This window comes from Pseudoalteromonas sp. BSi20311 (assembly GCF_000239875.1).
Lineage (GTDB): Bacteria > Pseudomonadota > Gammaproteobacteria > Enterobacterales > Alteromonadaceae > Pseudoalteromonas.
Genome location: NZ_BADU01000088.1, coordinates 48,205 through 73,416 on the forward strand (window position 1 = coordinate 48,205; position 25,212 = coordinate 73,416).

The 25,212-nt window shown below is 40.6% G+C and carries 20 protein-coding genes; 6 read left to right on the forward strand and 14 right to left on the reverse strand.

Features of this window, described 5'->3' with window-relative positions; genetic code table 11:
• Positions 1–6: 6 nt before the first annotated feature.
• The gene (ppnN, locus tag P20311_RS10605; protein WP_008112574.1) at positions 7–1,350 is read right to left on the reverse strand and encodes a nucleotide 5'-monophosphate nucleosidase PpnN; all 1,344 of its coding nucleotides are present in this window, start codon (positions 1,348–1,350) and stop codon (positions 7–9) included.
• Positions 1,351–1,427: 77 nt separating this feature from the next.
• Entirely contained in the window at positions 1,428–2,936 is a 1,509-nt protein-coding gene (locus P20311_RS10610; RefSeq protein ID WP_008112577.1) for a GGDEF domain-containing protein, read from the reverse strand.
• A gap of 224 nt (positions 2,937–3,160) precedes the next feature.
• Here P20311_RS10610 and P20311_RS10615 point away from each other — a divergent pair, with 224 nt between their 5' ends.
• Together P20311_RS10615 and P20311_RS10620 are read left to right on the forward strand one after the other, a co-directional pair.
• The gene (locus P20311_RS10615) at positions 3,161–4,951 is read left to right on the forward strand and encodes a M61 family metallopeptidase (RefSeq protein WP_008112579.1); all 1,791 of its coding nucleotides are present in this window, start codon (positions 3,161–3,163) and stop codon (positions 4,949–4,951) included.
• Between the two features lie 145 nt (positions 4,952–5,096).
• Positions 5,097–7,268: a S46 family peptidase gene (locus tag P20311_RS10620; RefSeq protein ID WP_008112581.1), complete on the forward strand. Its 2,172-nt coding sequence runs from the start codon at positions 5,097–5,099 to the stop codon at positions 7,266–7,268.
• A gap of 1,309 nt (positions 7,269–8,577) precedes the next feature.
• On the opposite strand, the gene P20311_RS10630 is transcribed toward P20311_RS10620, so the two are convergent.
• A complete protein-coding gene (locus P20311_RS10630) occupies positions 8,578–9,024 on the reverse strand; it encodes a hypothetical protein (protein WP_238529444.1) in 447 nt (148 codons plus the stop codon).
• Positions 9,025–9,351: 327 nt separating this feature from the next.
• Between P20311_RS10630 and P20311_RS10635 the strand changes: the two genes are divergently transcribed.
• Positions 9,352–10,623 (forward strand): O-acetylhomoserine aminocarboxypropyltransferase/cysteine synthase family protein, encoded by a 1,272-nt coding sequence (locus P20311_RS10635; protein ID WP_008112587.1) that lies wholly within the window; start codon positions 9,352–9,354, stop codon positions 10,621–10,623.
• A 67-nt stretch (positions 10,624–10,690) separates the two neighbouring features.
• Positions 10,691–11,350, forward strand: a complete 660-nt coding sequence (locus P20311_RS10640) for an NADPH-dependent FMN reductase (RefSeq protein WP_008112588.1) — start codon at positions 10,691–10,693, stop codon at positions 11,348–11,350.
• A 17-nt stretch (positions 11,351–11,367) separates the two neighbouring features.
• On the opposite strand, the gene P20311_RS10645 is transcribed toward P20311_RS10640, so the two are convergent.
• The 6 genes from P20311_RS10645 to P20311_RS10670 all read right to left on the reverse strand — a co-directional run bounded on the left by P20311_RS10645 (position 11,368) and on the right by P20311_RS10670 (position 18,240).
• The gene (locus tag P20311_RS10645) at positions 11,368–11,556 is read right to left on the reverse strand and encodes a DUF1289 domain-containing protein (protein WP_036932555.1); all 189 of its coding nucleotides are present in this window, start codon (positions 11,554–11,556) and stop codon (positions 11,368–11,370) included.
• Between the two features lie 14 nt (positions 11,557–11,570).
• Complete coding sequence (locus P20311_RS10650; RefSeq protein WP_008112592.1) at positions 11,571–12,086, reverse strand: hypothetical protein; 516 nt, start codon at positions 12,084–12,086, stop codon at positions 11,571–11,573.
• 141 nt (positions 12,087–12,227) lie between these two features.
• Positions 12,228–12,842: a bifunctional phosphoribosyl-AMP cyclohydrolase/phosphoribosyl-ATP diphosphatase HisIE gene (hisIE, locus tag P20311_RS10655; RefSeq protein WP_008112594.1), complete on the reverse strand. Its 615-nt coding sequence runs from the start codon at positions 12,840–12,842 to the stop codon at positions 12,228–12,230.
• Complete coding sequence (gene hisF / locus P20311_RS10660) at positions 12,833–13,612, reverse strand: imidazole glycerol phosphate synthase subunit HisF (RefSeq protein ID WP_008112596.1); 780 nt, start codon at positions 13,610–13,612, stop codon at positions 12,833–12,835. The genes hisIE and hisF overlap by 10 nt, the downstream gene beginning before the upstream one ends.
• 487 nt (positions 13,613–14,099) lie before the next feature.
• Positions 14,100–17,159, reverse strand: coding sequence for an efflux RND transporter permease subunit (locus P20311_RS10665; RefSeq protein ID WP_008112598.1), 3,060 nt, complete (start codon positions 17,157–17,159; stop codon positions 14,100–14,102).
• 10 nt (positions 17,160–17,169) lie between these two features.
• On the reverse strand, positions 17,170–18,240 hold the full coding sequence (locus tag P20311_RS10670; protein WP_008112601.1) for an efflux RND transporter periplasmic adaptor subunit: 1,071 nt from the start codon (positions 18,238–18,240) through the stop codon (positions 17,170–17,172).
• A gap of 559 nt (positions 18,241–18,799) precedes the next feature.
• Between P20311_RS10670 and P20311_RS10675 the strand changes: the two genes are divergently transcribed.
• Together P20311_RS10675 and P20311_RS10680 are read left to right on the forward strand one after the other, a co-directional pair.
• On the forward strand, positions 18,800–19,807 hold the full coding sequence (locus tag P20311_RS10675; protein ID WP_008112606.1) for a catalase family peroxidase: 1,008 nt from the start codon (positions 18,800–18,802) through the stop codon (positions 19,805–19,807).
• Positions 19,808–19,823: 16 nt separating this feature from the next.
• Positions 19,824–20,363 carry a cytochrome b gene (locus P20311_RS10680; RefSeq protein ID WP_008112608.1) on the forward strand — a complete coding sequence of 180 codons (540 nt, stop codon included), beginning with the start codon at positions 19,824–19,826 and terminating at the stop codon, positions 20,361–20,363.
• Positions 20,364–20,428: 65 nt separating this feature from the next.
• Here P20311_RS10680 and P20311_RS10685 read toward each other — a convergent pair whose 3' ends face one another.
• Genes P20311_RS10685 through hisD form a run of 5 tightly spaced genes read right to left on the reverse strand, consistent with a single transcriptional unit; the run spans position 20,429 to position 25,211 of the window.
• Complete coding sequence (locus P20311_RS10685; protein ID WP_008112610.1) at positions 20,429–21,154, reverse strand: 1-(5-phosphoribosyl)-5-[(5-phosphoribosylamino)methylideneamino] imidazole-4-carboxamide isomerase; 726 nt, start codon at positions 21,152–21,154, stop codon at positions 20,429–20,431.
• Positions 21,155–21,186: 32 nt separating this feature from the next.
• Positions 21,187–21,777 carry an imidazole glycerol phosphate synthase subunit HisH gene (hisH, locus tag P20311_RS10690; protein WP_008112612.1) on the reverse strand — a complete coding sequence of 197 codons (591 nt, stop codon included), beginning with the start codon at positions 21,775–21,777 and terminating at the stop codon, positions 21,187–21,189.
• Positions 21,774–22,835, reverse strand: a complete 1,062-nt coding sequence (gene hisB / locus P20311_RS10695) for a bifunctional histidinol-phosphatase/imidazoleglycerol-phosphate dehydratase HisB (RefSeq protein WP_008112614.1) — start codon at positions 22,833–22,835, stop codon at positions 21,774–21,776. Before hisB ends, hisH begins: the two co-directional genes overlap by 4 nt.
• Entirely contained in the window at positions 22,832–23,920 is a 1,089-nt protein-coding gene (gene hisC / locus P20311_RS10700) for a histidinol-phosphate transaminase (RefSeq protein WP_008112616.1), read from the reverse strand. Before hisC ends, hisB begins: the two co-directional genes overlap by 4 nt.
• Entirely contained in the window at positions 23,910–25,211 is a 1,302-nt protein-coding gene (gene hisD / locus P20311_RS10705) for a histidinol dehydrogenase (RefSeq protein WP_008112619.1), read from the reverse strand. The genes hisC and hisD overlap by 11 nt, the downstream gene beginning before the upstream one ends.
• Between the last annotated feature and the right edge of the window lies 1 nt (position 25,212).

Below are 25,212 nucleotides of genomic sequence, written 5' to 3' on the forward strand. Positions count from 1 at the left end.
ATAAACTCACGCTTTTATTGTATAACAAGGAATATACTTACTTCCGGGAAGTTTCATTCTACCTTGTTCTACAAATGCTTGTAAAAGCTTGTCCATTGCTTTCATTAAATCAGGCTCACCACTTAGCACATAGGGGCCATGCTCTTTAATGGCATTTAAGCCTTCTTCTTTTACGTTACCTGCAACAATTCCCGAAAACGCACGGCGTAAATTAGCGGCGAGCTGTTGTTTGGGTTGTTCAAGGTGTAAATCAAGTGATGCCATGGCTTCATGGGTAGGGTAAAAAGGCTGCTGAAAATCATTTTCTATTTTCAAGGTCCAGTTAAAGTAATAGGCATCGCCTTGGCTTTTACGATATTCGCGAACCCCGTTCATGGCAGATTTAAGCTTTTGGCTAACTAATTGAGGGTCATCAATTATCACTTCAAACTTACTCAGCGCAGCATCACCTAAAGTCAATTGAATAAACTTACACAGTTCTTCAAAGTAAGCTTTGCTGTGTTTAGGGCCTGTTAAAATAACCGGTAAACACTGTTTGTCATTTTCAGGGTGTAATAAAATACCTAATAAATACAGTAACTCTTCAGCTGTACCTGCGCCACCTGGAAAAATAATTATAGCATGTGCGGTGCGAACAAATGCCTCAAGTCGTTTTTCAATGTCGGGTAAAATCACCAGCTCATTTACAATTGGGTTGGGTGGCTCTGCCGCTATAATACTGGGCTCAGTTAAACCTAAATAACGATTATTGGTAATACGTTGCTTTGCATGGCCAATGGTCGCGCCTTTCATTGGGCCTTTCATTGCACCTGGGCCACAACCGGTACAAATATTTAAGCCACGCAAACCTAGTTCATAGCCAACTTGCTTGGTGTATTTATATTCTACCTCGTTAATAGAGTGGCCACCCCAACATACAATCATGTTAGGTTCGCTATTTACCTTAAGTGCGTCGGCATTTCTGAGCATATCAAAAACCATGTGGGTAATAGCTTTAGTTTCTTGCAGGTTCTTTTCATACTTTTGGCAAATAAACAAAATATCGCGAATAACCGAAAATATGTGCTCATGTATACCTGTTACTATGTGACCATCAACAAAGGCCGTTTGCGGAGGGTTCTCTAATTCAATTTTTATACCGCGTTCACGGCTAACCAAACGTATATCAAAATCTTTGTGTTTATCGTAAATATCGTTACTTACGTCGGTGTGGCTGCCTACATTAAGCACGGCCAATACACAGTTTCTAAATAGTCTGTAGCGTTCGCTGTTTGATGATTGCTCGAGTAAGTCTACTTCTAGCTGCGACAATAAATCTAATACCCCCGTAGGGTTTAATTGTATTAGCATAGACATTCTCCTTGAAACTTCTTGGGTAAATTTACTGCGTAGTTATGCCTTATACTCAAAGGTAAAAGTGCATAACACTATTTACTAATACACAGACGATCCCGGCCTGAGTTTTTAGCATCGTATAGAGCTTCATCGGCTCTATCAAACGCTTTTAGAGGGGTGTCACCCACTTTAAATTGGGTTGCACCCAATGAAACGGTAATTTGAATTTGCTGGTCTTTAAATTTAAACGGGATCTTTTTAATCGACTGCCTCAATTTATTAAGGTGTTCAGTTGCACTATCAAGTGAAGTTCGCGGCATTAATAACACAAACTCTTCGCCGCCATAACGGGCAATAAAATCAGTTTGTCTAATCGATTTTTGCAGCGCTTTGGCAATCACTTGCAAGGTAATGTCGCCCGCTGTGTGGCCAAAACGATCGTTAATTGATTTAAAATGGTCAACATCAATAACCACTAAGGTTATGTCTGACGGGCGTTCGTTAAATACATTGATTTCGTGATTATAACGTTCATCAAAAGCTGCGCGATTAGGTAATTTGGTAAGACTGTCGAGTAAACTTTTAAAACGTTGTTCATTTAAACGTTTCTTATAATTACTAACTTTGTTTTCTAAACTGCCAATTCTATCGTTTATTTGTGCAAAGCTAGAAATTAAAATTTGGCGATCTTTTTGTTCTAGCTGCTCTTTTTCTAAAATATCAGCACTTAATGAGCGTAACTCATTTTCAACCAATTGCTTTAACTCTGTAATTGATGTTGCTTTATTTGTTTGTGTATTTAAATTTCTTAGCTTTTCACCAATTCGTTGATTAATTGAGTCAAACTCAACAGTCATCGATTCAGAATGTTCACTGGTCGATACCAATGAGCGATGTAGCTCTTCAAGCGTTTGGTTTAAAGAGGTTAAAAAGCTTTGCGCTGATTCACGTTCAACTTGGATGCTTTGTACAATAAGTACAATTACATCAATTGCTGCATCAAGTAGCTGATCAACCGCTCTATTTTTAGCAATACGTTTTTTAATTAAATACAGCGCTTCGTTTGCTTTTTCTTCAAGCACTAACTCGCTGACTAACTTAAACAGTTTGTCAGTAAGAATGGTTAAATTAGGCGGCTCAAAGGTGGTATTACTTTTAGCAATTAAGGCTTGATGATAAAAAGTAATTAGCTGGTTTAATACGGGTATAAAACCATGTACCGATTGAATATCGTCTAGCTCGTTATCGAGCAAATGGCGAAGCGTTCTGCGCGTATCGTCAGGCAAACCTTTAGTTTGTTGTAATTGTTTGCCTGCATTTTGAACGCTGGTAAAAAGGTCACGTTGATGTGCGAGTTGAATGGCTTCTTGGTTTTTTAGCAAGGCTAAAATATCATCTACCAAAGGCGAAAAGTCCTCAAAACTCATGCCTTTGTTGAGTGCACTGCGGAACTTGGCCAGACGGTTATCAAGCTCAGTATCAAGTCCCTTACAGCTTAAAGATAACTTAGCTGCAAAGTTAGAAAGCGTACTCACTTGATGTTGACGCGCACTTTCTATTACTTTTCTACTGTCGATTGCTTGTTTTAATTTTTGTTCCACCGTATTGGAGCTCCTAGACACCTACACACCATCATTTTAGTACCGTTATTGTTTTAGTTTACAACAAAAACATATTAATAGTAGGGATGAGATCAAAAACTTAATGTTTTTAATAACAAAATACGAACGATCTTGAATATAAGTGCATTTATCGCTTTTAATTCACTTTTAAAAAGGGTCTTGTTAATCTTGGTACAATAATACCTTATATAAAAAAGAGCCTCATGAAAAAGCTACTTGCCTTATCAATTTTAGCAGCCTGTTCAGCACCAGCATTTGCCGACGTTAATTACGCTTTAAACATCTCCCAGCCAGAACATCACCTAGGTGATGTAAATGTAGAATTCCCTAAAACGGCGCAATCTTATTTAGATGTAAAACTGCCAGCATGGCGCACTGGCCGCTATGAAATTTTAAATCTTGCTAATGGTGTACGTTATTTTAAAGCCAGCGATGATGAAGGTAATGCACTAAAGTGGGAAAAAATAGATCACAGCACATGGCGTGTTCATTTAAACGAGCCAACTCAAGTTAATGTTGATTACCAAGTGTATGCTAATGAGCTAGGTAAGCGCGCTCGTCATATTGATGACAGCCATGCCTTTGTTGATGCTTCAGGCTTTTTTATGTTTAGCGAATCATTTCGCCAAGAGCCAGTTACGGTTGAATTAAACGTACCTAAAGCATGGCGCTCGGTGTCGGGTATGGAAAACTATAAAAACAAACACAGCTTTAAAGCCAGCGACTACGACGTGTTGGTAGACTCACCAATAGAAACCGGTATTAACGAGCTACGTACTTTTGAAGTTGATGGCCGAGAGTACGAACTAGTGGTGTGGGGCGAAGGTAATTACGACATAGAACTGATGCTATCCGATTTAAAAAAGCTAGTAGCAACGGGCAATGTAATTTGGGACAGCTACCCGTATGAGCGTTATGTATTTATGGTACATGCTACATCGGGCGCGGGCGGCGCAACCGAACACTTAAACTCAACTATTATTCAACGCCCACGCGATCGCTTTGCTAAACGTGAAGATTACTTAGCTTTTATAAGCACAGCGGCACATGAATTTATTCATACTTGGAATGTAAAAGCGTACCGTCCTAAAGGGCTTGCGCCATACGACTACACCAATATAAATTATTCAAAACTGCTGTGGATTGCTGAAGGGTCTACCAGCTATTTTGAAGACCATTTATTAGTGCGCTCAGGTATTCAAACCACCGATGAGTTTTTTAAGAACTTTAGTAAAACCATTAATCGCCACCTCACAACCCCTGGGCGTGAAGTGCAAAGTGCTAGCGAAACCAGCTTTGATAAATGGATAAATCAAGGTGGTGATCATGCTCGTAACTATGGCACTAATATCTACCTTGAAGGCTCGTTATTGTCGATGGCGTTAGATATCGACCTACTAGAAAAAAGCCAAGGTAAAATAAGCTATAAAAATGTACATAACGAACTTTATAAGCAGCATAAGCTACCAGCGGGTTTTACTGAGCAAGACGTATTAGCTATTTTAAAGCAGTTAACAGGGCGTGATTACAGCAATTGGTGGCAAACAAATGTTAGCTCACCAGCTAGCCTAGATTTTGATGCACTGCTAGCAAAAGTAGGTTTGAGCTTTGAGCTACCTGAAAAAGCCAAAGCCACACCAAGCTTAGATGCATTTACTAAAAATACTGGCGAGTTACTTACGCTTACCCATGTTCGCCGCGATGGTGCTGCATGGCAGGGCGGCTTAACCACCGACGATAAGCTAGTCGCTATTAACAAAAAGCATGTAGGGAAAGACTTAACCGCGAGCCTAGAAACCTTTAAAATAGGAGACAAGGTAACTGTTGATTTTATTCGCCGTGATGCATTAATGTCGACTGAGCTTGTGTTGTCTGAAGATTTTGACAAACCTAAAAAAGTAGTCGCTAATAAAAATGCTACTGCTGAGCAAAAAGCGCTGTTTAAAGCATGGATGGGTGTAGCGCATCCAAATGATGTGAAAAAAGACGACTAACATCGTATATCATATTGTTTAAAAAGGAGCTTAGGCTCCTTTTTTGTTTATTGGGCGCTATATTGTAACAATTTATCTCAGCGCAGTTGACCTGACTCATACTTAATGAGTAATCTGCTGGTTCAATAATAAAAGGGATTCTATAATGCGTTTAAAACCTCTTGTTGCCACGTTGGTAGCAACCTGTTCACTGGCACTTTCTTTTGCGGCTCATGCCGATGAAGGCATGTGGCAACCTCATCAACTACCAGAGCTCGAGTCAATTTTAAAAGCCAAAGGGCTTGAAATTAGCGTTGATTCAATTTCAAAATTAACCGAATTTCCAATGAATGCGGTTATCAGCTTAGGCGGTTGTACAGCCTCGTTTGTTTCGCCAAAAGGCTTAGTTGTAACTAACCATCACTGTATTTATGGTTCGGTGCAATATAATTCAACGCCTGAAAATAACATTTTAGAAAATGGCTTTTTAGCAAAAACACCGGCTGAAGACTTACCAGCTGCGCCAGGTTCACGTGTGTACGTAACCGAAACAGTGACCAACGTGACCGATAAAGTGATTAGCGGCACTAACGAGCTAAGCGCAAAAGCACGCTATGATGCGTTAGAAAAAAATCAAAAAGCACTCGTTGCACAGTGTGAAGCTGATGCTAGTTACCGTTGTAATGTGTATTCGTTTCATGGTGGTTTAGAGTTTTACCTCATTAAATCACTGGAAATTAAAGATGTACGTTTAGCGTATGCACCTGCCATGGGCGTAGGTAAATACGGTGGCGATATCGATAACTGGATGTGGCCGCGCCATACAGGCGATTTTGGTTTTTACCGCGCCTATGTAGGTAAAGACGGCAAGCCAGCAGAGTACAGCGAAGATAACGTACCTTACGTGCCAGAGTCTTACTTAAGTGTAAGTGCTAAAGGCGTGCAAGAGGGCGACTTTGTGATGGTAACTGGCTATCCAGGGCGTACTAATCGTTACCGTATTGCCGCAGAGGTTGATTACGTATTTAACGACAGTTACCCTAAAGCGCGCATGCACAATACTAAATACGTGTCACTGATTGAAGAAAACTCAGAAGATGGCAGCAAAGCCCGTATTGCTTACGAAAGCACCATAGCAGGTTACAACAACTACATTAAAAACTATGGTTCGATGATTGAAAGCTTCAAAAAAGGCACCATGTTTGAGCGTAAAAAACAGTTTGAACAAGAGCTTACAAGCTGGATAAACAGCGATAGCGAGCGTAAACAGCGCTACGGGAATGTGCTTAATGAGTTATCGGCATTAGTAGCTCAATCGCAAGAGCACAGTGAGCGCGACCGTATGGTAGGCTATGTTCATCGTTCACAAATGATCAGCACGGCACGTCGTTTATACCGCTTAGCGGTTGAAAAACAAAAGCCAAATAGTGAGCGCGAATCAGGTTATCAAGAACGCGATTTACCGCGTATAAAATCTTCTCTTGAGCGTATGTCACGTCGCTTTGATGCCAATGTAGATAAAGCTATATTACTGCACTTTTTAGAGCAATATGCAGCATTACCTAAAGCAGAGCGATTTAGTGAAATTGATAAAGCTTTTGCTTTAGAAAACGGTTTTGATAAAGCAAAACAAAGTGCATTGCTAGATGAAATGTATGCCAAATCAACGCTTGATAACGAAATTGTACGTAATTCATTATTTGAACAAACACTTAGCCAGCTTAACCAAAGCCAAGACCCGTTCATGCAATATGCAAAAGCCATATTCACAGTAATGAAAGCTGAGGAAGATAAGTCAAAAGCCTTGGCAGGTAAGTTACAAGCTGCTCGCCCAGAGTTAATGAGTGCAATTATTGCCTTTAACAAAGCGCAAAACAAACCGGTTTACGCCGATGCAAACAGCACATTACGTGTAACTTACGGCAAGGTAGGCGGGTATTCTCCGCAAGATGGATTAGTGGCTACGCCGTTTACCTCACTTGAAGGGTTACTGGCTAAAAACACCGATGTTGACCCATTTAATGCGCCTAAAAAGCTGCAAGAGCAAATTAAAGCGAAGCTTTATGGTGATTACACTGGTGGCATGAATACTGTTCCGGTTAACTTTTTATCAAATGTAGATACAACAGGCGGTAACTCAGGTTCGCCAACGCTTAACGGCAATGCCGAGCTGGTGGGTTTACTGTTTGACGGTGTGTACGAAAGCATTATTGGTGATTGGGATTACAACCCAGAACTAAATCGCTCAATTCATGTAGATTCACGCTACATGTTATGGGTAATGGATAAAGTAGATAACGCCCAAAACTTATTAGACGAAATGAAAATCGTAAAATAAGTAGCAGTTAAACTAATAAAATGGCGCTCACCTTAACCGGAAGCGCCTTTTTTTTGGTTTAAACATTTTTGGATTAATTTAACTTAGGTACGGGCTGCGGGCTGCGGGATGCGGGCTAAGGGGTAGGGGCTTCGGGCTAAGAGCTACGAGGTTCGGGTTGCGGGGGGAGCTAATTTGTTTTTAGCAGTAAATGTCTTTCGTAGCAGCGGTTTTATATCGCGTCAGAGTTAAGCCTAAATAAGTATTGACCACCGAGGCCACAGAGAAATGCTTAAAAGATATAAATCCACCTCTGTGTAGCGCAAAGCGCCTCGGGGTTCTCTGTGGTGTAAAAATTGTTTTTAGCAGTAAATGTCTTTAGTAGCAGCGATTTTAAATCGCGTCAGAGTTAAGCCTAAATAAGTATTTACCACCGAGAACACAGAGTTCACAGAGTTCACAGAGTTCACAGAGTTCACAGAGAAATGCTTAAATGATATGAATCCACCTCGGTGTAGCGCAAAGCGCCTCGGGATCCTCTGTGGTGCAAAAATTGTTTGTAGCAGTAAACGTCTTTCGTAGCAGCAATTTCATATTCCGTAAGAGTTAAGCCTAAATAAGTATTTACCACCGAGGACACAGAGTTCACAGAGAAATGCTTAAAAGATATAAATCCAGCGCAAAGCGCCTCGGGGTTCTCTGTGGTGCAAAAATTGTTTTTCAGTAGTAAACGTCTTTGGTAGCAGCGATTTTATATCGCGTATTTATAGGCATGTGCATTTTACTCGCGCCTCGTAGCCCGAAGCCTACCAATCATTTTTCTTTTTTAAATTAAGTCCTTAAGTGATTTATGCACAAAGAGGGGGAAGAGACGCTGCGCTTTTAGAGGAAGAGATAAAAAAAAGCTGTTTTTAGCTAGTCACTACCATATAGTGCAACGTTATCTTTGCTGAGTATGTAAGGTGACGATTTATAGTAAACAAAGAGCCAGCCTGATACGGCTAATGTTACGCCTAAACCGTATTCGTTAAGAATCGGAATATACATTATCAATGTAAACACGACTGCCAAATAGAATAAAAATATAGCCCAAAATAATTTTGAGCTGATAAGTTTCAATCTTGTCTGACAATTGGCACATTTAAAATAAAACGGGAATGCAGATAAAGAAAAGCTGAAAACATCTAATTTATGTTCACAGCGAGGGCATAGGCTCATAAATTTCCTTGTACTTTTAACGCTTGCCTAACCGTCGTGAAATAGCAGGCTAAAATTAGCGACGAAGGAGCGCAAGCCAGCTGTTTTGCGTCCTTTGGTTTATAGGCACTTGTTAAGTGCTTTGCTTGGCGTAGAGTTCTTTTGCTTTTGGTAGCCGCTTTACAATGGCTTTAAATCTTGGGCCTTTTCTTACATCAGCAATACCTTTAGTGCCGTTTTTAGAATAAAAGGATTCGATCTTCTCAATATACTGTTCGCAGTAAAATATTTCTTGAGCGTAGTCTTTGCTTTTTCTAGAAAGAATAGCAACTCGTTCAAAATAATAAGGCGCAGGAACCAATCCTGCTTTATTCATTGTTTTAAGCTCGGCATCACAGCAACGTTTCATGGTATCGAGATCATCTTTATTTTCTTCAACCAACTCCCATGTTTGCTTACCGTCGACCAAGTTAGCCCCTTCTGTTACTTCAGAGATTAGCTCGCCACTGGTTTTTGTAGAGCCATCTTTTTTCTTTAAAGATGGCTGTTTTTTCTTAAATAAATAACTCAAGGGGCTCACGCATACTCCTTTAGCACTTAATACTTTAATAGTGCGCTCATCTCGCATATTTATACCAGCGCTGCGCTCATTTTTCTTTTATACATAGTTTTAACAAATTAGCTAACATATTACTATCAATAAGTTTTTTATTGTCTTTAATAAATACTTAGAGGAGTAATATGCGCGCTTGGCTCATTCTATTGAATATATGAGCAAACGATAGTTTGAACACTTAGTTAAATACAGCATTCAATCAAATTACTTCAATATTCTTTAGTATATTTCATGTGCATTTTGTAACCATTAAATGCTACGTTAGATGTAACTATATTGAAGGAATAAATTATGAAACTTGAGTCTTTAGCGTTGCACCATGGTTATGAATCTGAAGCCACCACTAAGTCGGCGGCGGTGCCGATTTATAACACTTCTTCGTACACCTTTGATAATACCCAGCACGGTGCTGATTTATTTGATTTAAAAGTCCCGGGTAATATTTATACCCGCATTATGAACCCGACCAATGCGGTGCTTGAGCAGCGTATTGCCGCGATGGAAGGCGGCATTGGTGCACTGGCGGTGGCCTCGGGTATGGCGGCCATTACCTATGCGATTCAATGTTTATGTGAGGTGGGCACTAATATTGTAAGCACCAGTCAAGTGTATGGTGGTACTTATAACTTATTTGCCCACAGCTTGCCGCGCCAAGGTATAGAAGCGCGAATGATTAAAGCCGATGATTTTGATGGTTTTGAAAACGCCATTGATGAAAACACCCGTGCGGTATTTTGTGAGTCAATTGGTAACCCTGCAGGAAATATAGTTGATATTGCTCGCCTTGCGAAAATTGCCCACAGCAAAGGGGTGCCTTTAATTGTAGATAACACCGTGGCTACGCCGTATCTGTGTCGTCCATTTGAGTTAGGTGCCGATATTGTGGTGCACTCGCTCACTAAATACATTAACGGCCATGGAACCGCGATTGGCGGTATGATTGTTGATTCGGGCAAGTTTGATTGGAAAGCCAATGCGACTCGTTTTGCGATGATGAATGAGCCTGATCCGTCGTACCATAATGTAGTGTATACCGATGCGTTTGCTGAGGCGGCATTTATTGGGCGTTGCCGCGTTGTCCCTCTTAGAAATACCGGTGCGGCGCTTGCGCCTAAAAACGCATCAGATATTTTAATTGGCCTTGAAACGTTAGGGCTAAGAATGGATCGTCACTGCGAAAACGCGCAAAAAATTGCTGAATATTTAGAGAGCCACCCTAAGGTGCTTTGGGTTAATTACGCGGGATTAAAATCAAGCCCGTATAACGAAATGAGCCAAAAAATTACCAATGGTAAGGCGTCAGGTATTTTAAGTTTTGGTATTGCCGGTGGCCTAGAAGCTGGTACGCGCTTTATTGATGCCCTGAACATGATTTTACGTTTGGTTAATATTGGTGATGCTAAATCGCTGGCGTGTCATCCAGCATCTACTACGCACCGCCAACTAAATGATGAAGAACTGGCTAATGCTGGTGTTAGCCGCGATTTAATTCGTTTATCGGTGGGTATTGAAAACATTGACGATATTATTGCCGATGTAAGCCAAGCACTCGATAAAGCTTAAACCGTACGGTAAATACCTCAAACTATTTGAGGTATTTATTTTTGTAATCAAAAAGGAGTGCCGTTATATGAAGTTATTAATTTTTCTCGGTTCGGTTAGAAAAAGTACCCCACCTAAGCCTGCGCGTTTAGGGGAAAGGGTAGCAAAAGCATGTGAGCGTTGTTTGCTTGAGCACTATTCTGAGCATGAAATAGAGCTTATTGATCCGCTCGATTACGATTTAGACTCAGTGTTTAAACCGCACTTTGCCTATTCGCAGGCTGAGGTACCTAAACAGCTTGATGATTTAGCGGCAAAAATTAAAGCCAGCGATGGCTTTGTTATGGTGAGCCCTGAATATAATCATTCTATGAGTCCAGCACTCGCTAATTTGCTAAACCATTTTGGAAGTTCTCTATTTGGCTATAAACCCAGCGCGATTGTTACCTATTCTGCAGGGCAGTGGGGCGGCGTACGTGCTGCTGTTGGCATGCGCAGCTTTTTAAGCGAACTAGGTTGTTTACCCGTATCAGCAATGATCCATGTACCAAAAGCGCAAGACGTATTTATTGAAAGTGGTGAAGTAAACAATAGTGCAGAGCAAACAGCGTGGGATAGCTATTTTTCGCGCAGCTTTAATCAATTAATGTGGTGGGCAGAAGGCGCAAGCAAACAACGTGAAGCGTTAGATCCTAAGCAATTAAGCAAAGATTTTAAGCGTGACCCATCACAACGTAATGCGCCTTAACGGTTGATAAATTTAAGCTAGTCTTTTTTGGTGTCTTCGCGAGGGGAGGCCAATATTGCTTGCTTTTGTTCGTCGGTTAAAATAATCCAGTCGAATATTTCGTCGCTAGTGCGCCCGCACCCGGTGCAGTAGCCATTCATTCTATAACATTCACCAATACAGTCTGTTTTTAAATGAGTGGATTGTTTACTGGGTGTTTGGCGCATAAATTCTCTCGTAATTATTTAGTGGCGACGGGCTTTCCTACTTCTAAAGAGGTCGACCAAGTTTTAATTTTTGATAACGTTTTGCTGGTATAAACAGAAATAACCGGTGACTTGTCATCAAGTACAAAGGTAGTTCGCAGCGACGTTTCTGACTCCTTTTGCGTTTCTAACCAGTTATTTGTTTTAGTTAAACACTGGCGAGTGAGTTCAACCGCTTGTTGATGCATAGCTACCGCCTGCTGCTGATCTGTGTAGCTTTCTTGGCAACGGTAGGTCACAGTTTGCTTGTTAAAGCTAGTCACTTGGCAGTTATCGCCAAACACGTTGTACTTTGCACTCCACACATCTAAATAAGGTGTTTTTACTTTAGTATCTTTTAACGCTTCAAAGCGATTATCGAATTCGGTTATTAAGCCATCCATTTTTTCACAGGGCGTTAAGCTGTCTAATTTGGCTTTTTGTTCGCTGGTTAAACTGCTACAGCCAGATAAAACAAGACCCGTGAGTATAAGCGTTAGATAAGTTTTCATAGTGCGCTATCCTTTTGTAATTGCTATCAAGGATACCTAAGGGAGAGAATAAATGCTATTGAGAGGCTGAATTAAAAAGAAAAATTATGGCTTTTTATAACGATGTGCGCCAAATAATGGCGCACACAGTAATCGTTGTGTTTACTTATGACGACCTTGAAGGCAAGCAACAACATCAGTCAGTTCTAACCCTTGGCGCTGTAATAGTACAACAAGGTGATATAACAAATCAGCTGACTCGTTAGTAAGCTCATTGTTGTCGTGTTTCATTGCCGCAAGCGCCACTTCCACACCTTCTTCACCTACTTTTTGACAGCTACGGCTTAAGTCTTCTGCAAACAGTGACGCGGTGTAGCTTTTAGCTGGATCATCATTTTTACGAGCAACAATGACATCTTCAAGTTGCGCTAAAAAGCTTAAGCTTGGTTTTGCAGCATCACCAAAACAGCTTTGTGTGCCTAAATGACAGGTTGGGCCTTCTGGGTTTGCAAGTACAAGTATAGAGTCGTAATCGCAATCGGTATGCACCGATACCACGTTTAAAAAGTTTTCTGATGACTCGCCTTTGGTCCATAAACGCGATTTAGAGCGCGAATAAAAAGTCACTTTATTACTTTCAAGTGTTACTTTAAGCGCTTCGCTGTTCATAAAGCCTTGCATTAAAATTACGCCAGAGCGGGCATCTTGAACAATGGCAGGGATCATCTCGCTTTTAGCGAAATCAACTTGAGTTTGGTTTTCTAAGGTTACTTGCATAGTCTTGCTGTCACTTGGTTATCGATTAAAAATTGTTTTAGTTCGCCGATGTTGATCACGTTTTTGTGAAAAACACTGGCTGCGAGTGCACCATCTACTTGGCTTTGTTGAAATACATCAACAAAATCTTGCATGCTGCCTGCACCACCAGAGGCGATTAAAGGAATATCACACAGCTGGCGTATTTTGCTTAGTTGCTCGTTGTCGTAACCGTTGCGAACACCATCTTGGTTCATACAATTTAAAACGATTTCGCCCGCACCTAAGTCTTGTACGCGTTTAACCCATTCTTCGGTTTTATAACGGGTGCGGCTTGACGCATTAGGATCGCCAGTAAGCTGATAAACTAGATATTCACCGGTTGTTTCATCAAAAAAGCTGTCAATGCCAACAACCACACACTGCTTGCCAAACTCATCATGTAGCTCTTTAATTAGCTCTGGACGCGCAATTGCTGGACTATTAATACTGATTTTATCTGCGCCACGTTCAAGTACGCGGGCTGCATCAGCTACCGACTTAATACCACCAGCTACACAAAATGGAATATCGATATGGCGGGCAATGTTCTCAACCCAATTTACATCGAGTAAGCGTTTTTCAACACTTGCACTGATCTCGTAAAATACCAGCTCATCGGCGCCCGCTTCACTGTAAGCTTTTGCAAGGGTAAGTACATCGCCAACCACTTCGTGGCCCTTAAATTTAACGCCTTTAACGACTTGGCCGTCTTTTACGTCTAAACAAGGAATTATACGTTTTGATAACATGAGAATGCCTCGTTTTTAAAATTCTGATTTGAAAAAAAGCTGTTTTTACATTTATTATTTGTATGACTAAATAGAAGACACATAGACTGCACTTGATATGTTATTTATTTGATAAATTTGAATAGTTAATTTAATGAATGAATCTTAAAGCATTACTATGCAATGAATTCTTAGCCCCACTATATAATAAAACTCCGGCTATGTTAATCGCTAAAGCTAGAACTTAAAGTGATAATTAATGCCTTAACAAAGTATCCACTGCAAATCTAATTTAAATTTATAAAATACTAAAGTTAAGATGTTTTTTTGGAAAAATAACAACCGTTTTTGAGCGAGTTTTTAGCATCATAAAAGGTTTGAAAAGGCGTGTAGTATATGCAGTTTTTTTAAAATTTGAATAGTGGTTAATTATATGAACTATTCTGTTCAAAGCTTATAAAGTGGCCATGACTTACCTATTAAGCATGGCCATATTTTTTGTTGGCGTTTAATAAGTTGCCTGTTCATCTTGTTTTACATTCATAAAAATAGCATATAGCACGGGTATCACGATTAAAGTCAGCAGGGTAGCAAACAGTAATCCAAATACTAAAACCACAGACATTGATTGGAAAAATGCATCAAAATACAGAGGGATAACCCCTAATACCGTGGTAAGTGTGCCCATCATTACAGGTCTTACCCGACTATTTGCCGAGTCTATAATGGCATTATAAGCGGGCTTTCCTTGTCGAATTTCCATGTCCATTTGATCTACTAATACAATGGCATTTTTAATCAACAAACCAGAGAGCGAAAGTAACCCTAATATACCCATAAACTCTAGTGGTATTTGTGTGGTTACCAGCCCAAACACAACACCAATTAAGGCTAATGGCACAACAAGCCAAATAATAATTGGTTGTTTTAAAGCATTAAATAACACAATAACAATCAGTACCATGGCTAAAAAGCCCAGTGGAATAGTTGAGGCCAGCATTTCATTAGACTCTTTCGATTGTCCGTATTCGCCATCCCATTCAAGTCGATACCCTTGAGGAAGGTCAATGGCCTCTATTTTAGGTTTAACGCGATTAAATAACTCTGAGGCTAGTTCACCCGGCAGTGGATCGGCTTGAGCTTTTATGGTCCATTCGCGGTTTTCGCGTTTCAAAATACCATCGCGCCAGACGGTTTTAAACCCATTGGTTACTTGCGCTAATGGCAATGTTTCACCAGTGATATTGCTTTGCACTTGAATGTTGCCAATATCGTTTATGTCGACACGTTCCGATTGTGGTGCTCTAACAATAATAGGAATGAGCTCTTCACCTTCACGATACTGTCCAACAACTTGCCCCGAAAAATTTTGCTGTAAAGCTTCAGCAACTGCTTTACGCGTTACACCAGCGCGTTGTGCGTTAATGGCTGAATACTGCGGTTCAATAACACTGATGCGTTGTCGCCATGTATCTTTAATAGACAAGGCGCCGCCATCATCAATTAATATTCCTTTTGCTTGTGCAGCTAGCTCTCTTAATACTTCTGGGTCGGGGCCTTTAAATGTGGCTTCTATTTTAGAGCCACCACCTGGGCCCATTACAAAGCGCCATACTTTGCCCTGAGCATCAACAAAGTTGTCGTCAATGTAATTTTGCACCGTAGGTAAAAGTTTATCGAGCTTTTTATAGTCATCGACTTTAGCTAAAATTTGCCCATAAGAACTGTTTGGAGATTCGCTACCATAAATAAGCATGTAGCGAAGCCCGCCACCGCCAATAAGGGTTTGGATACCTTCAACGCCATTTTGTTGCTTTACAAATTCCTCTAACTTGAGCATGTCTTTTTTGGTTTTTTCAATATCGGTACCTTGCGGTAGCCAAAAATCAACCACCATTTGTGGTGTGGTAGAGGCTGGAAAAAAACCTGATTTTACAAATTGAAATCCCCACATAGACACACTAAAGGTGGCAACTACAACGGCAATACTGAGCCAGCGATGATGCAGTGCTGACACCACTATCGATTGATAAAGTGCCATGAGTTTATTTGGTTTTGCTGAGCCAGAAGTATCGGTATCTTGTTCTTTAAACAAGCAATAACAAAATAAGGGGGTTAGGGTAATAGCAAATAACCAGCTGTATAATAAAGAGATTAAAATAACCCAGAATAAATGACCGGTAAATTCGGCGGTATCACCTGGGGCAAGTCCAATAGGCGCAAAGGCAACAATCCCTACTAAGGTACCACCCAGTAGTGGCCATTTAGTTTGCTTGACGACTTCGCTGGCAATGTCTAACTTTTTACGGCCTTTTTGTGTACCAACTAAAATCCCTTCGGTCACTACAATGGCGTTATCAACCATCATGCCTAACGCGATAATAAGCGCACCAAGCGAAATACGATGCATGGGTATGCCGCTTAAATCCATGGTAGCAAGGGTGGCAAAAATGGTTAGCAGTAACACAGCGCCAATAATAATTCCTGAGCGTAACCCCATAAATAGCAGCAGGGTAACCATTACAATCACCAGCGCGACTAAAACATTGACCACAAAGTTGTCGACTGAATCTTGTACTACTTTACCTTGGTGGTAAAACTCATGCACTGTGATGCCAAGCGGTCTGAGGTTTTCAGTTTGTTTTACTTTGTCATCAACGCGGTCAAATACTTTAACCACATTAGCGCCTAATACACTGGCGACCCCAAGTGATATAGCAGGTTTAGAGTTATAACGTACCAATTTTGTTGCCGGACTTTGAAAGCCACGGTACACATTGGCAATGTCTTTAAGATAAATTGTTTTGCCTTCACCGCTAGCACTAACCAATAGATTTTTAATGGTATCAACGGAGTTTATTTCTCCGGTCGGGTCGATAAAAATACGTTGATCGCCAATTTTGGTATTACCGGCGCTTAATACAGCGTTTTGTTCATCTAAAATACCGTAAATATTATTAATAGATACACCTAAAGAGGCTAACTCTTCACGGGCAATTTCTACAAATATGCCTTCTTGCTGAACGCCCGTCATAGCAACTTTTGCCACGCCTTCTACTTGTAGAATATCGCTTTGTAAATTTTTAGCGTAGGCATGTAGCTCGTCAGGAGAGTAACCTTCGGCGGTAATTAAATAACTTAAGCCATACACATCACCAAAATCGTCATAAACTTGTGGTGTGCCAGTACCTGGAGGTAATGTTGGACGTGTATCATTAATTTTGTTTCTGAGTTTAGTCCAAATAACTTGCAGCTCAGATTTAGTTGGAGAGAATTCTGATTTAATCTCTACTTTAATTTCAGATAAACCCGTAGATGAGGTAGACGATATAGTATCAACCTCTTGCAGCTCTTGAATAGCACGCTCTAGCGGCTCTGTGACTTCTTTTGCTACTTCTAGCGGACTTGCGCCTGAGTACGAAACAAACACTTGTGCGGTACGAATTATAAACTCGGGGTCTTCAAAGCGTGCCATATTTTTATAGGATGAAAAACCAAATCCTAGAGTTAAAATAATGAGTATGGTGCTAATTAATTTATTATTGATTGTCCATTTTGCTAAATCCATTACCGCGCTCCTATGCTTTAGTCCAAGGACGTACTTTCATACCCTCAGTTACATAGTTTGCACCTGCACCAACAATTACATCACCGGCTTTTAAACCGTCAGTGACAATGAGTTGCTCGCCAATGCCATTTTCAATTTTAACGAGAGCTTTAGAAACTTGCATGGTTTTAGCGTCAACCGTCCAAACAAAGTGTTCACCGTTTTGTTCAAAAATAGCAAAGGTTGGCACTAATAAACGAGTGCCATTTGAGCTGTTTTCACGGGTTATTTTTAAACTGGCATTCATACCAGGCAATATATTAAGGTTATTAGGTACAGCAAAGGCAAATCGCACTTCATAGGTTTGGCTCGCTGAATCAGCTTCTAAATTGGCACGTCTAAATGTTGCAGGAATAGGGGCAGTCGATACATCTTGTAAAATTACCGTCGCTACATTGTTTTGCTTAGAGTCAACCGTGGCCACAATTGAAGCGGGAATATTTACTACCGCTTCCATTTCGCCTTTACCAAATAAAGTAACAACATGTTGACCCGCGCTTATGTTTTCAAGCTGCTTTACTGGCACCTCAGCAACAATGGCATCGTAAGGGGCTATAATTTTACTGTCAGATAGTGCTTTTTGCGCTGAGTCATATTGTGATTCTGCTACTTCTTTTTTAGATTTTAGTTGCTCTATATCTCGTTGTGAAATAACCCCATCTTTAGCGAGCTTTAAACCACGTTGGTAATCATTGTTGGCGGTTTCAAACTGTACTTTGCTCGACTTAACCTCATTAACAAAATTACGTTGCTCTAATGCGGCTATTACATCGCCTTTTTTTACGTTTTGTGCGGCAATAACGTTGAGCTCTTCTAACTTTCCGCTAACCTGAAAAGCCAGCTTTGAGCTATTTATAGTGTCGATAGTGGCGGGGTAGGTGAGCGTTTTTGATTGCGACTCATCACCTAGGGTTATAAGTTTCACTGGACGCGGTTTATTTTGTTTTTGTGTGGTGACTTCGCTTTCTGAGCAACCGGCTAATAAAAGCAAAAACGTAATACTAATTAAATTAAATTTAGTAAAACAACGTGTTTTGATCATCTGGCTTACCTTAAATAAAAAGTGCGTTGTTAATTGTTGGCATTTTTAATCTGTAAAAAATTATAAAATAGCCCATTGAGTTTATTTTCGAATTTATCTGAAATGCAATTTATTAAGCTATAACTACTTAATAGTTGAGAGTAAGCAGTGCTTACCAAGTGATTAATAAATAACATTTTAATTTCAACTGTTTATTATTGCTGTACGGTTTTGTTTTAATTTGTATGATTTTGTAGAAAGTTACCAAAATGCAACTTAATACTGGCTTTATATAAACCTAAGTATAATTAACAATCAGCTTTTTAAAAGCGCAAGCTCATAAACATTAGCTGTTTGCAGTTTTAAAACCATAATGAATACTTTTTATTAATTAAATTGAAATATTAATTGCTTAGCAGCGGTCTTGTAAGAGTCATGTTGGTATCGCTTAATAAAAGCGCTGCAACGTAAAGCATCACTCAGTAATGGTTAGCCATTAATTTAAAGACGTAATTTATAAACTATGAAAAATTCCAAACATAATCATCAAGAAAATAATCATACGAGGTCTAATCCTACCATGAGTAAAAAAATCATCTTAATAGCAATTATTAGCTTATTTGCCCTGACTATTTTGTATTTTTCCGGCGCATTTAATCGTGACGCAGTGACTGCACAGCGTTTTGTTAATTTACAGCAAGGTGATAAAACCCATGAGGGATTTCGCCGAGCACACGCAAAAGGTATTTGTTTAGCTGGCTCTTTTGAGTCAACGGGTGAGCTTGCTAAGTATTCGCAAGCAAAGGTATTTGATTTAGGGGCAACCCCTTTTGTAGGTCGCTTTTCTATTGCGGGTAATAATCCAACTGCACCTGATTTAAAAGCACCGGTGCGTAGTTTAGCGTTTTCTATAACCACTGATGATAACCAAGAGTGGCGTGTTGCAATGAATACGCCTCCGGTTATGGCGGTAGCTACGCCAGAAGCGTTTTTTAAACAACTACAAGCACTTTCACCCGATCCGGTGACTAAAAAGCGCAGCCCAGAAAAAATTAAAGCATTTTTTGCAGCACATCCTGAAAGTGCCGCTTTTAATAACTGGAAAGCAAGCTACACGCCAACCAGTAGTTTTGCCACTGAGCAATACCACAGTATTAATGCGTTTTATTTGGTGGATGAGAATGATGAAAAGCATGCCGTACGCTGGATTGCTAAACCGCAATTAAGTGATGAAAACACTCAACCACTTAATAATGATTCACCAGATGCATTGCAGCTACAACTTAAAGACCAAGTAGCTCAAGCACCGATTAAGTTTGATATGCTGTTTAGTTTTGCAACCGAAGAAGATGATGAAAACAACCCAACTGTTTTATGGCCACAATCGCGCAAAACCATTAACGCCGGTACGTTAGTAATATCACGCTTGCAAGCACAAGAGGGTGGGGTATGTGAAAACATGAACTTTGATCCGCTGGTATTACCAACAGGTATTCAGCCAAGTGCTGATCCTATTTTACGTGCCCGTGGCGCTGCGTATGCAGAGTCATTTCGTCGTCGTGCTAAAGAAGTACTTTTAAATAATTAATAACAGGAACGAGTCAATGAAAACAATTACTAAATACTCAGCGTCGAGTATGCTTATTCACTGGGCAATGGCATTAATTATACTTTCTATGTTATTTCTTGGTTTGTCGATGGTACAAAGCTTAGCCGTATGGCAGGTAGAGGCTATACAACTGCATAAATCGTTTGGTGTGTTAGCACTGATATTAGTTGCAATAAGATTAATTAATAAAGTACTGTGTAAAAGCCCCGCATTACCACCGAGTGTGCCTAAACCGCAAGCTTTAGCCGCACATTTAACCCAAGTGGGTTTATATGCGTCTATGATTTTAATGCCAATTTCAGGCTGGTTAATGCAAAGTGCTGATGAGCGTACAGTGAGCTTTTTTGGTTTATTTACTTTGCCTAATTTAGTCAGTAAAAATATTGAGGCCTATGCGTTTTTTCGTGAAGCACATGGCCTAATTGCTTATGCATTTTTACTGTTTATTTTTATGCATGTTAGCGCTGCACTTTATCATGGTTTAATAAAGCAAGATGGCGTATTGGGCTCTATGTTGCCGGGTAAGCATAAATAAACTGATTGTTTTATACAAAAAAGGCACAGACGCGCTCGCATCTGTGCCTTTTTAAATTTTAGTATTTAGCCTAATTTAAGCGCGTCTTCTACGCTAAAAGCACCATCTAATAAAGACTTACCTAAAATTACGCCGCCAACACCAAGTTCATTGAGCTTTTTAATATCATCTAACGAGCTTACGCCACCTGAGGCTTGCACTTTAATATCTGCATTATGATTAATTAAATCTTCATAAAGCGCAAAAGAAGGGCCCGTCATGGTGCCATCCTTACTGATGTCCGTGCATAAAAAGTCAATAACACCCAGAGCAACGTAAAAATCAACAAGCTCAAGTAAACCAAACTCAGATTCACTTAGCCAACCGTGAGTAGCAGGTGCCCATCCGTTCGCAGTTTTATTAACATCAAGGGCAATTACAAAGTGCTCAGGACCAAATTGTTCAATCCAGGCTTTTACTTGCTCACGCTTTTCAACCGCCATTGAGCCAATAACCACTTGGTTTGCACCTGCTTTTAGCCAATCGCTCACGTCCTGCTCTGAACGAATACCGCCACCTACCTGGTAAGGTACATTGAGAGCTTTTGTTGCTGCTTGAATATGTTGCCACTGTTTTTTACTTGGATCCCGTGCACCTTCTAAATCAACTAAATGTAATTTAGTGGCACCACTGTCGGCATACTCTTTTAAGCGAGCACCAAGCTCAAAGGGATAAAACTGTGCAGTATCGTATTTACCTTGATACAAGCGGACAATTTGATTTTGTAATACATCTAATGCTGGAATAATCACTGTATTTCTCTTTTAAAAGCATGAAGAGCAACCTAAAGTTGCCAATCAACAAAATTTTGTAATAAACGCGTACCTACTTTAGCGCTGCGTTCAGGATGAAATTGCATGCCTGCATAATTGTCTTTAGCTACAATTGCAGAAAATGTTTGCCCGTATTCGCTGCTGACTAGCGTGGCGTTATTAACTGTATGGGCGAAACTGTGCACATAATAAACCTGGTCGTCCGCATGCAAACCTTGAGTCAACGGGTGCGCTTGTTGAACAGATAGGTTATTCCAGCCCATATGTGGTGACGTTAAGCTACCTACATCGAGTGCTTTCACTTCGCCTGGTATTTTACCTAAGCATTGCACGTTACCTTCTTCAGTGCTTTCACACAGCAGTTGCATGCCTAAGCAAATTCCCATTAGCGGGCGCTGATATTCGTTAATTGCTTGCTGCCAACCATTATCAACCAAACGCTTCATAGCAACAGATGCATGACCAACACCGGGTAAAATAGCACGTTCATAGCCTGCTAGTTGTTCTGGCGAAGTAATCACCGTAGGGCTTTGCCCTAAACGCTCAAATGCAAACCGCACTGAGTTAATGTTGGCGCAACCGGTATTAATTATCGCAATCATAAACATCCCTTAGAGCTGGCTGTTTGTTGGCTGGTATCTTGTGCAATAGCCATACGCAAAGCACGAGAAAACGCTTTGAATAAGCCTTCCACTTGGTGGTGGCAGTTGCCATCACTTACCGATAAAATAAGGCTAATTGCTGCATTATCGCTTAAGCTTTTGAAAAAGTGCTCAACCATTTGCACGTCTAAATCACCGGCTTTTTCACGGCTAAAGTTGGCGTTTAATACAAATGAAGCACGACCCGACAAATCAATTTGTGCCTCAGCTTTACATTCATCCATAGGCAAGGCAAAACCATAACGCGCAATTTGCGATTTGGTGCCAAGCGCCTGTTTAAGGGCAACACCTAAAGCAATACCAATGTCTTCAACAAGGTGATGCTCGTCTATGTGTAAATCGCCTTTGGCTTTAATATTTAAGCCAATATTGGCATGAGTGCGAATTTGATCCAGCATGTGGTCAAAAAAACCAAGGCCAGTTTCAATGTTGCCATTTTTTGTTTGATCAAGGTTAACCGCTACGTCTATTTGCGTTTCTTTGGTGTTGCGTGTCACACGGCCTTCACGGTTTGCCGTGGTCAGCTTAGTGACAATGGCAGGCCAGCTGCCATCGTATAAAATACCTTCACAACATAAGTTTTGTGCAAGGCCAATATCGGTTTGGCGATCGCCAATCACAAAAGAACGTGCTAAATCAACTTTGCCTGAGCGCATTAGTTCAGTGATTAAGCCTGTTTTTGGTTTACGGCAATCACAGTTTTGTTCATCAAAATGTGGGCAAATTAATACTGACTCAAAGCTAATGCCTTGGCTTTGCAGTATGTCCATCATTTTGTCTTGTGCAATGTCAAAATCGGCAGTTGGGAAGCTGTCTGTGCCCAAGCCATCTTGATTTGATACCATTACTAAGCGATAGCCTGCGGCTTGCAGTTGCAATAAGGCAGGAATGACACCTGGTAAAAACGCTAGTTTTTCAAGGCTGTCGACTTGTTTGTCGGTGATTGGCTCTTCAATAATAGTGCCATCGCGGTCTATAAATAAATAGGGGTTACTCATGATACTTCCTGTTGTGCTGTGGCTTGAGGCAATTGCAGGCCATCTAACCAAATTTTTACTTGTTCTAATTCTTGTTCATTACCAATTGAAATACGTAGCCAGTCGTCTTCATTAAATAAGGTAAAGGCGCGCATTACTAAGCCTTGTTTAAGTGCTTGTTTAAAGTAATCTTTATTCGCTAATTTTAAAGTAACAAAGTTGCCTTCACCAGTGAGTATTTTTAATACTGCAGGGGAGGCGTTTAACCAGTCAATAAGCTTTAACTTTAAGCTATTTAAAATGGTCACTTGGCGACGCATTGAGGTTATCGCATCAGGGGCAATGGCTTGTGCTGCAATGCTGGCCACCACACCCGATACCGGATACGGTGCAATGACCTTACGAATAGGCGCTAATACACTGGCCTGAGCGAGAGTAAACCCTGTTCTTAAGCCCGCAAGTGCGAATGCTTTTGAGAGTGTACGAAGCACAACAATGTTACTAAACTCGTTTATAAGTTGTGCTGCACTTTGCTCAGGACAAAACTCAATATAGGCTTCATCAACAATCACCAATGCTTTACCTGCAAGTGCAGTGGCAATGGCTTTTACTTTATCTAGCGGGGTTAAACTACCTGTTGGGTTATTTGGATTACAAATAAATACCAGTTTTGAGCTACCCACAGCGGCAACTATTTCATCCACGCTGGCATTTAATAAAAGCGTTTGTGTTAGGCCATTGATTGCGACGTTGTGTGTATCGGCCGTTACTTTGTACATACCGTAAGTAGGTAAAAATAGTGCAATACTGTCTTTACCTGGCTCACAATAGGTACGCACTAACAATTCAATGCCTTCATCTGCGCCACGGGTCATTAATACATTTTCGCTTTCAAGCTCAGCATAGGCTGCGTAGCGGTCAATAACCAATTGAGGCTGAGGATCGGGGTAACGATTCAAGTCTTCAATTGTTATTTCAAGGTTTTTAGTATACGGGCTTTCGTTGGCATTGAGCCAGGTTGTACCGGTTAACTTTTCACTTTTAGCCGAGCTATACGCAGCAAGTGCTGCAATATTATCAGGTAATAAGCCGCTCTCATTGCTCATTTTTTATTGCCTCTAAACGAATTGAAACCGCATTAGCGTGGGCATCTAGGCCTTCTGCATCTGCTAAGGGTAAAATAGCTTTTGAAAGCTCAGTTAAGCCTTGTTTACTGATAGTTTGTACTGTGTAAGTACGGAAAAAATCGAGTAAATTTAAGCTAGAGTAAGTTGCACTGTAACCATAAGTGGGTAACACGTGATTAGTGCCTGAGGCATAATCGCCCGCTGACTCTGGAGTGTAATCGCCAACAAATACAGAGCCTGCATTCTTTACTTGATCTAAGTAAGGAGTTGCATCTGCAAGTTGTAATATTAAGTGCTCTGGCCCATATTGCGCTGATACGTCAAACGCTTGGGCTACTGAATCAACTAGAATAAGAGACGAATTTGCCAATGCCTGTTCGGCGGTGTCTTTTCGACTTAAGTTAGCTAATTGACGAGTAAGTGCGTCTTGCGTTTGTTCAATAATCGTTTCACTGTTACATAATAAAATAACTTGTGAGTCAGCCCCGTGTTCTGCTTGAGACAGTAAGTCGGCAGCAATAAACTCTGGGTTTGCACGTTCATCTGCAATCACTAACACTTCTGATGGCCCTGCTGGCATATCAATCGCCATACCTGGAATCGTTTGTGCGACTAACTGTTTTGCCATAGTGACAAAGCTGTTACCTGGGCCAAAAATTTTATTTACTTTAGGAACAGACTCTGTGCCATAGGCCATAGCAGCTATCGCGCCTGCACCGCCGCTTTCAATAATTGTAGTGATACCACATAATTTAGCGGCATATAAAATAGCCGGGTTAATTGCTTTATCACCTTGTACTGGTGTGGTTAGTACTACGGTTTTTGCACCGCTTAACTGCGCCAATACACCTTGCATAATAACCGATGACGGAAGAGGGGCACTTCCGCCAGGTACATAAATACCGACTGCTTCGATGGCTTGATATTTCAGTTCACAGTCAACGCCGGGTTGAGTCGATAACTTAATATCTTTTGGTAGTTGCGCTTGGTGAAAACATTTCACATTGGCATAAGCGGTATCAATTGCATACTTAAGCTCTGGGCTTAGCATTTTCTCAGCGGCATTAATTTCATCAAGTGGTACACGTAAACGCGGCTCGGCTCTATTATCGAACTCTTGTGCTAATGCAAGTAAAGCGGCATCGCCTTGCGCATTAACTTTTGCCAAAATAGTCTGGCAAATGCTTTCTACTTTTTGACTTGCTGATACAGCAGGGCGCATAAGCGCCGCTGCTTGAACTTGTGATGATTCCTCATTCCAACGAAGCATG

Coding starts and splice junctions, on each gene's coding strand:
- hisF (WP_008112596.1), bottom strand. CDS start 13,612: ATGTTATCAAAACGTATAATTCCTTGTTTAGACGTAAAAGACGGCCAA.
- hisIE (WP_008112594.1), bottom strand. CDS start 12,842: ATGCAAGTAACCTTAGAAAACCAAACTCAAGTTGATTTCGCTAAAAGC.
- hisD (WP_008112619.1), bottom strand. CDS start 25,211: ATGCTTCGTTGGAATGAGGAATCATCACAAGTTCAAGCAGCGGCGCTT.
- P20311_RS10645 (WP_036932555.1), bottom strand. CDS start 11,556: ATGCGCCAAACACCCAGTAAACAATCCACTCATTTAAAAACAGACTGT.
- P20311_RS10620 (WP_008112581.1), top strand. CDS start 5,097: ATGCGTTTAAAACCTCTTGTTGCCACGTTGGTAGCAACCTGTTCACTG.
- P20311_RS10640 (WP_008112588.1), top strand. CDS start 10,691: ATGAAGTTATTAATTTTTCTCGGTTCGGTTAGAAAAAGTACCCCACCT.
- P20311_RS10670 (WP_008112601.1), bottom strand. CDS start 18,240: ATGATCAAAACACGTTGTTTTACTAAATTTAATTTAATTAGTATTACG.
- ppnN (WP_008112574.1), bottom strand. CDS start 1,350: ATGCTAATACAATTAAACCCTACGGGGGTATTAGATTTATTGTCGCAG.
- P20311_RS10680 (WP_008112608.1), top strand. CDS start 19,824: ATGAAAACAATTACTAAATACTCAGCGTCGAGTATGCTTATTCACTGG.
- hisB (WP_008112614.1), bottom strand. CDS start 22,835: ATGAGTAACCCCTATTTATTTATAGACCGCGATGGCACTATTATTGAA.
- P20311_RS10665 (WP_008112598.1), bottom strand. CDS start 17,159: ATGGATTTAGCAAAATGGACAATCAATAATAAATTAATTAGCACCATA.
- P20311_RS10675 (WP_008112606.1), top strand. CDS start 18,800: ATGAGTAAAAAAATCATCTTAATAGCAATTATTAGCTTATTTGCCCTG.
- hisC (WP_008112616.1), bottom strand. CDS start 23,920: ATGAGCAATGAGAGCGGCTTATTACCTGATAATATTGCAGCACTTGCT.
- P20311_RS10615 (WP_008112579.1), top strand. CDS start 3,161: ATGAAAAAGCTACTTGCCTTATCAATTTTAGCAGCCTGTTCAGCACCA.
- P20311_RS10635 (WP_008112587.1), top strand. CDS start 9,352: ATGAAACTTGAGTCTTTAGCGTTGCACCATGGTTATGAATCTGAAGCC.
- P20311_RS10650 (WP_008112592.1), bottom strand. CDS start 12,086: ATGAAAACTTATCTAACGCTTATACTCACGGGTCTTGTTTTATCTGGC.
- hisH (WP_008112612.1), bottom strand. CDS start 21,777: ATGATTGCGATAATTAATACCGGTTGCGCCAACATTAACTCAGTGCGG.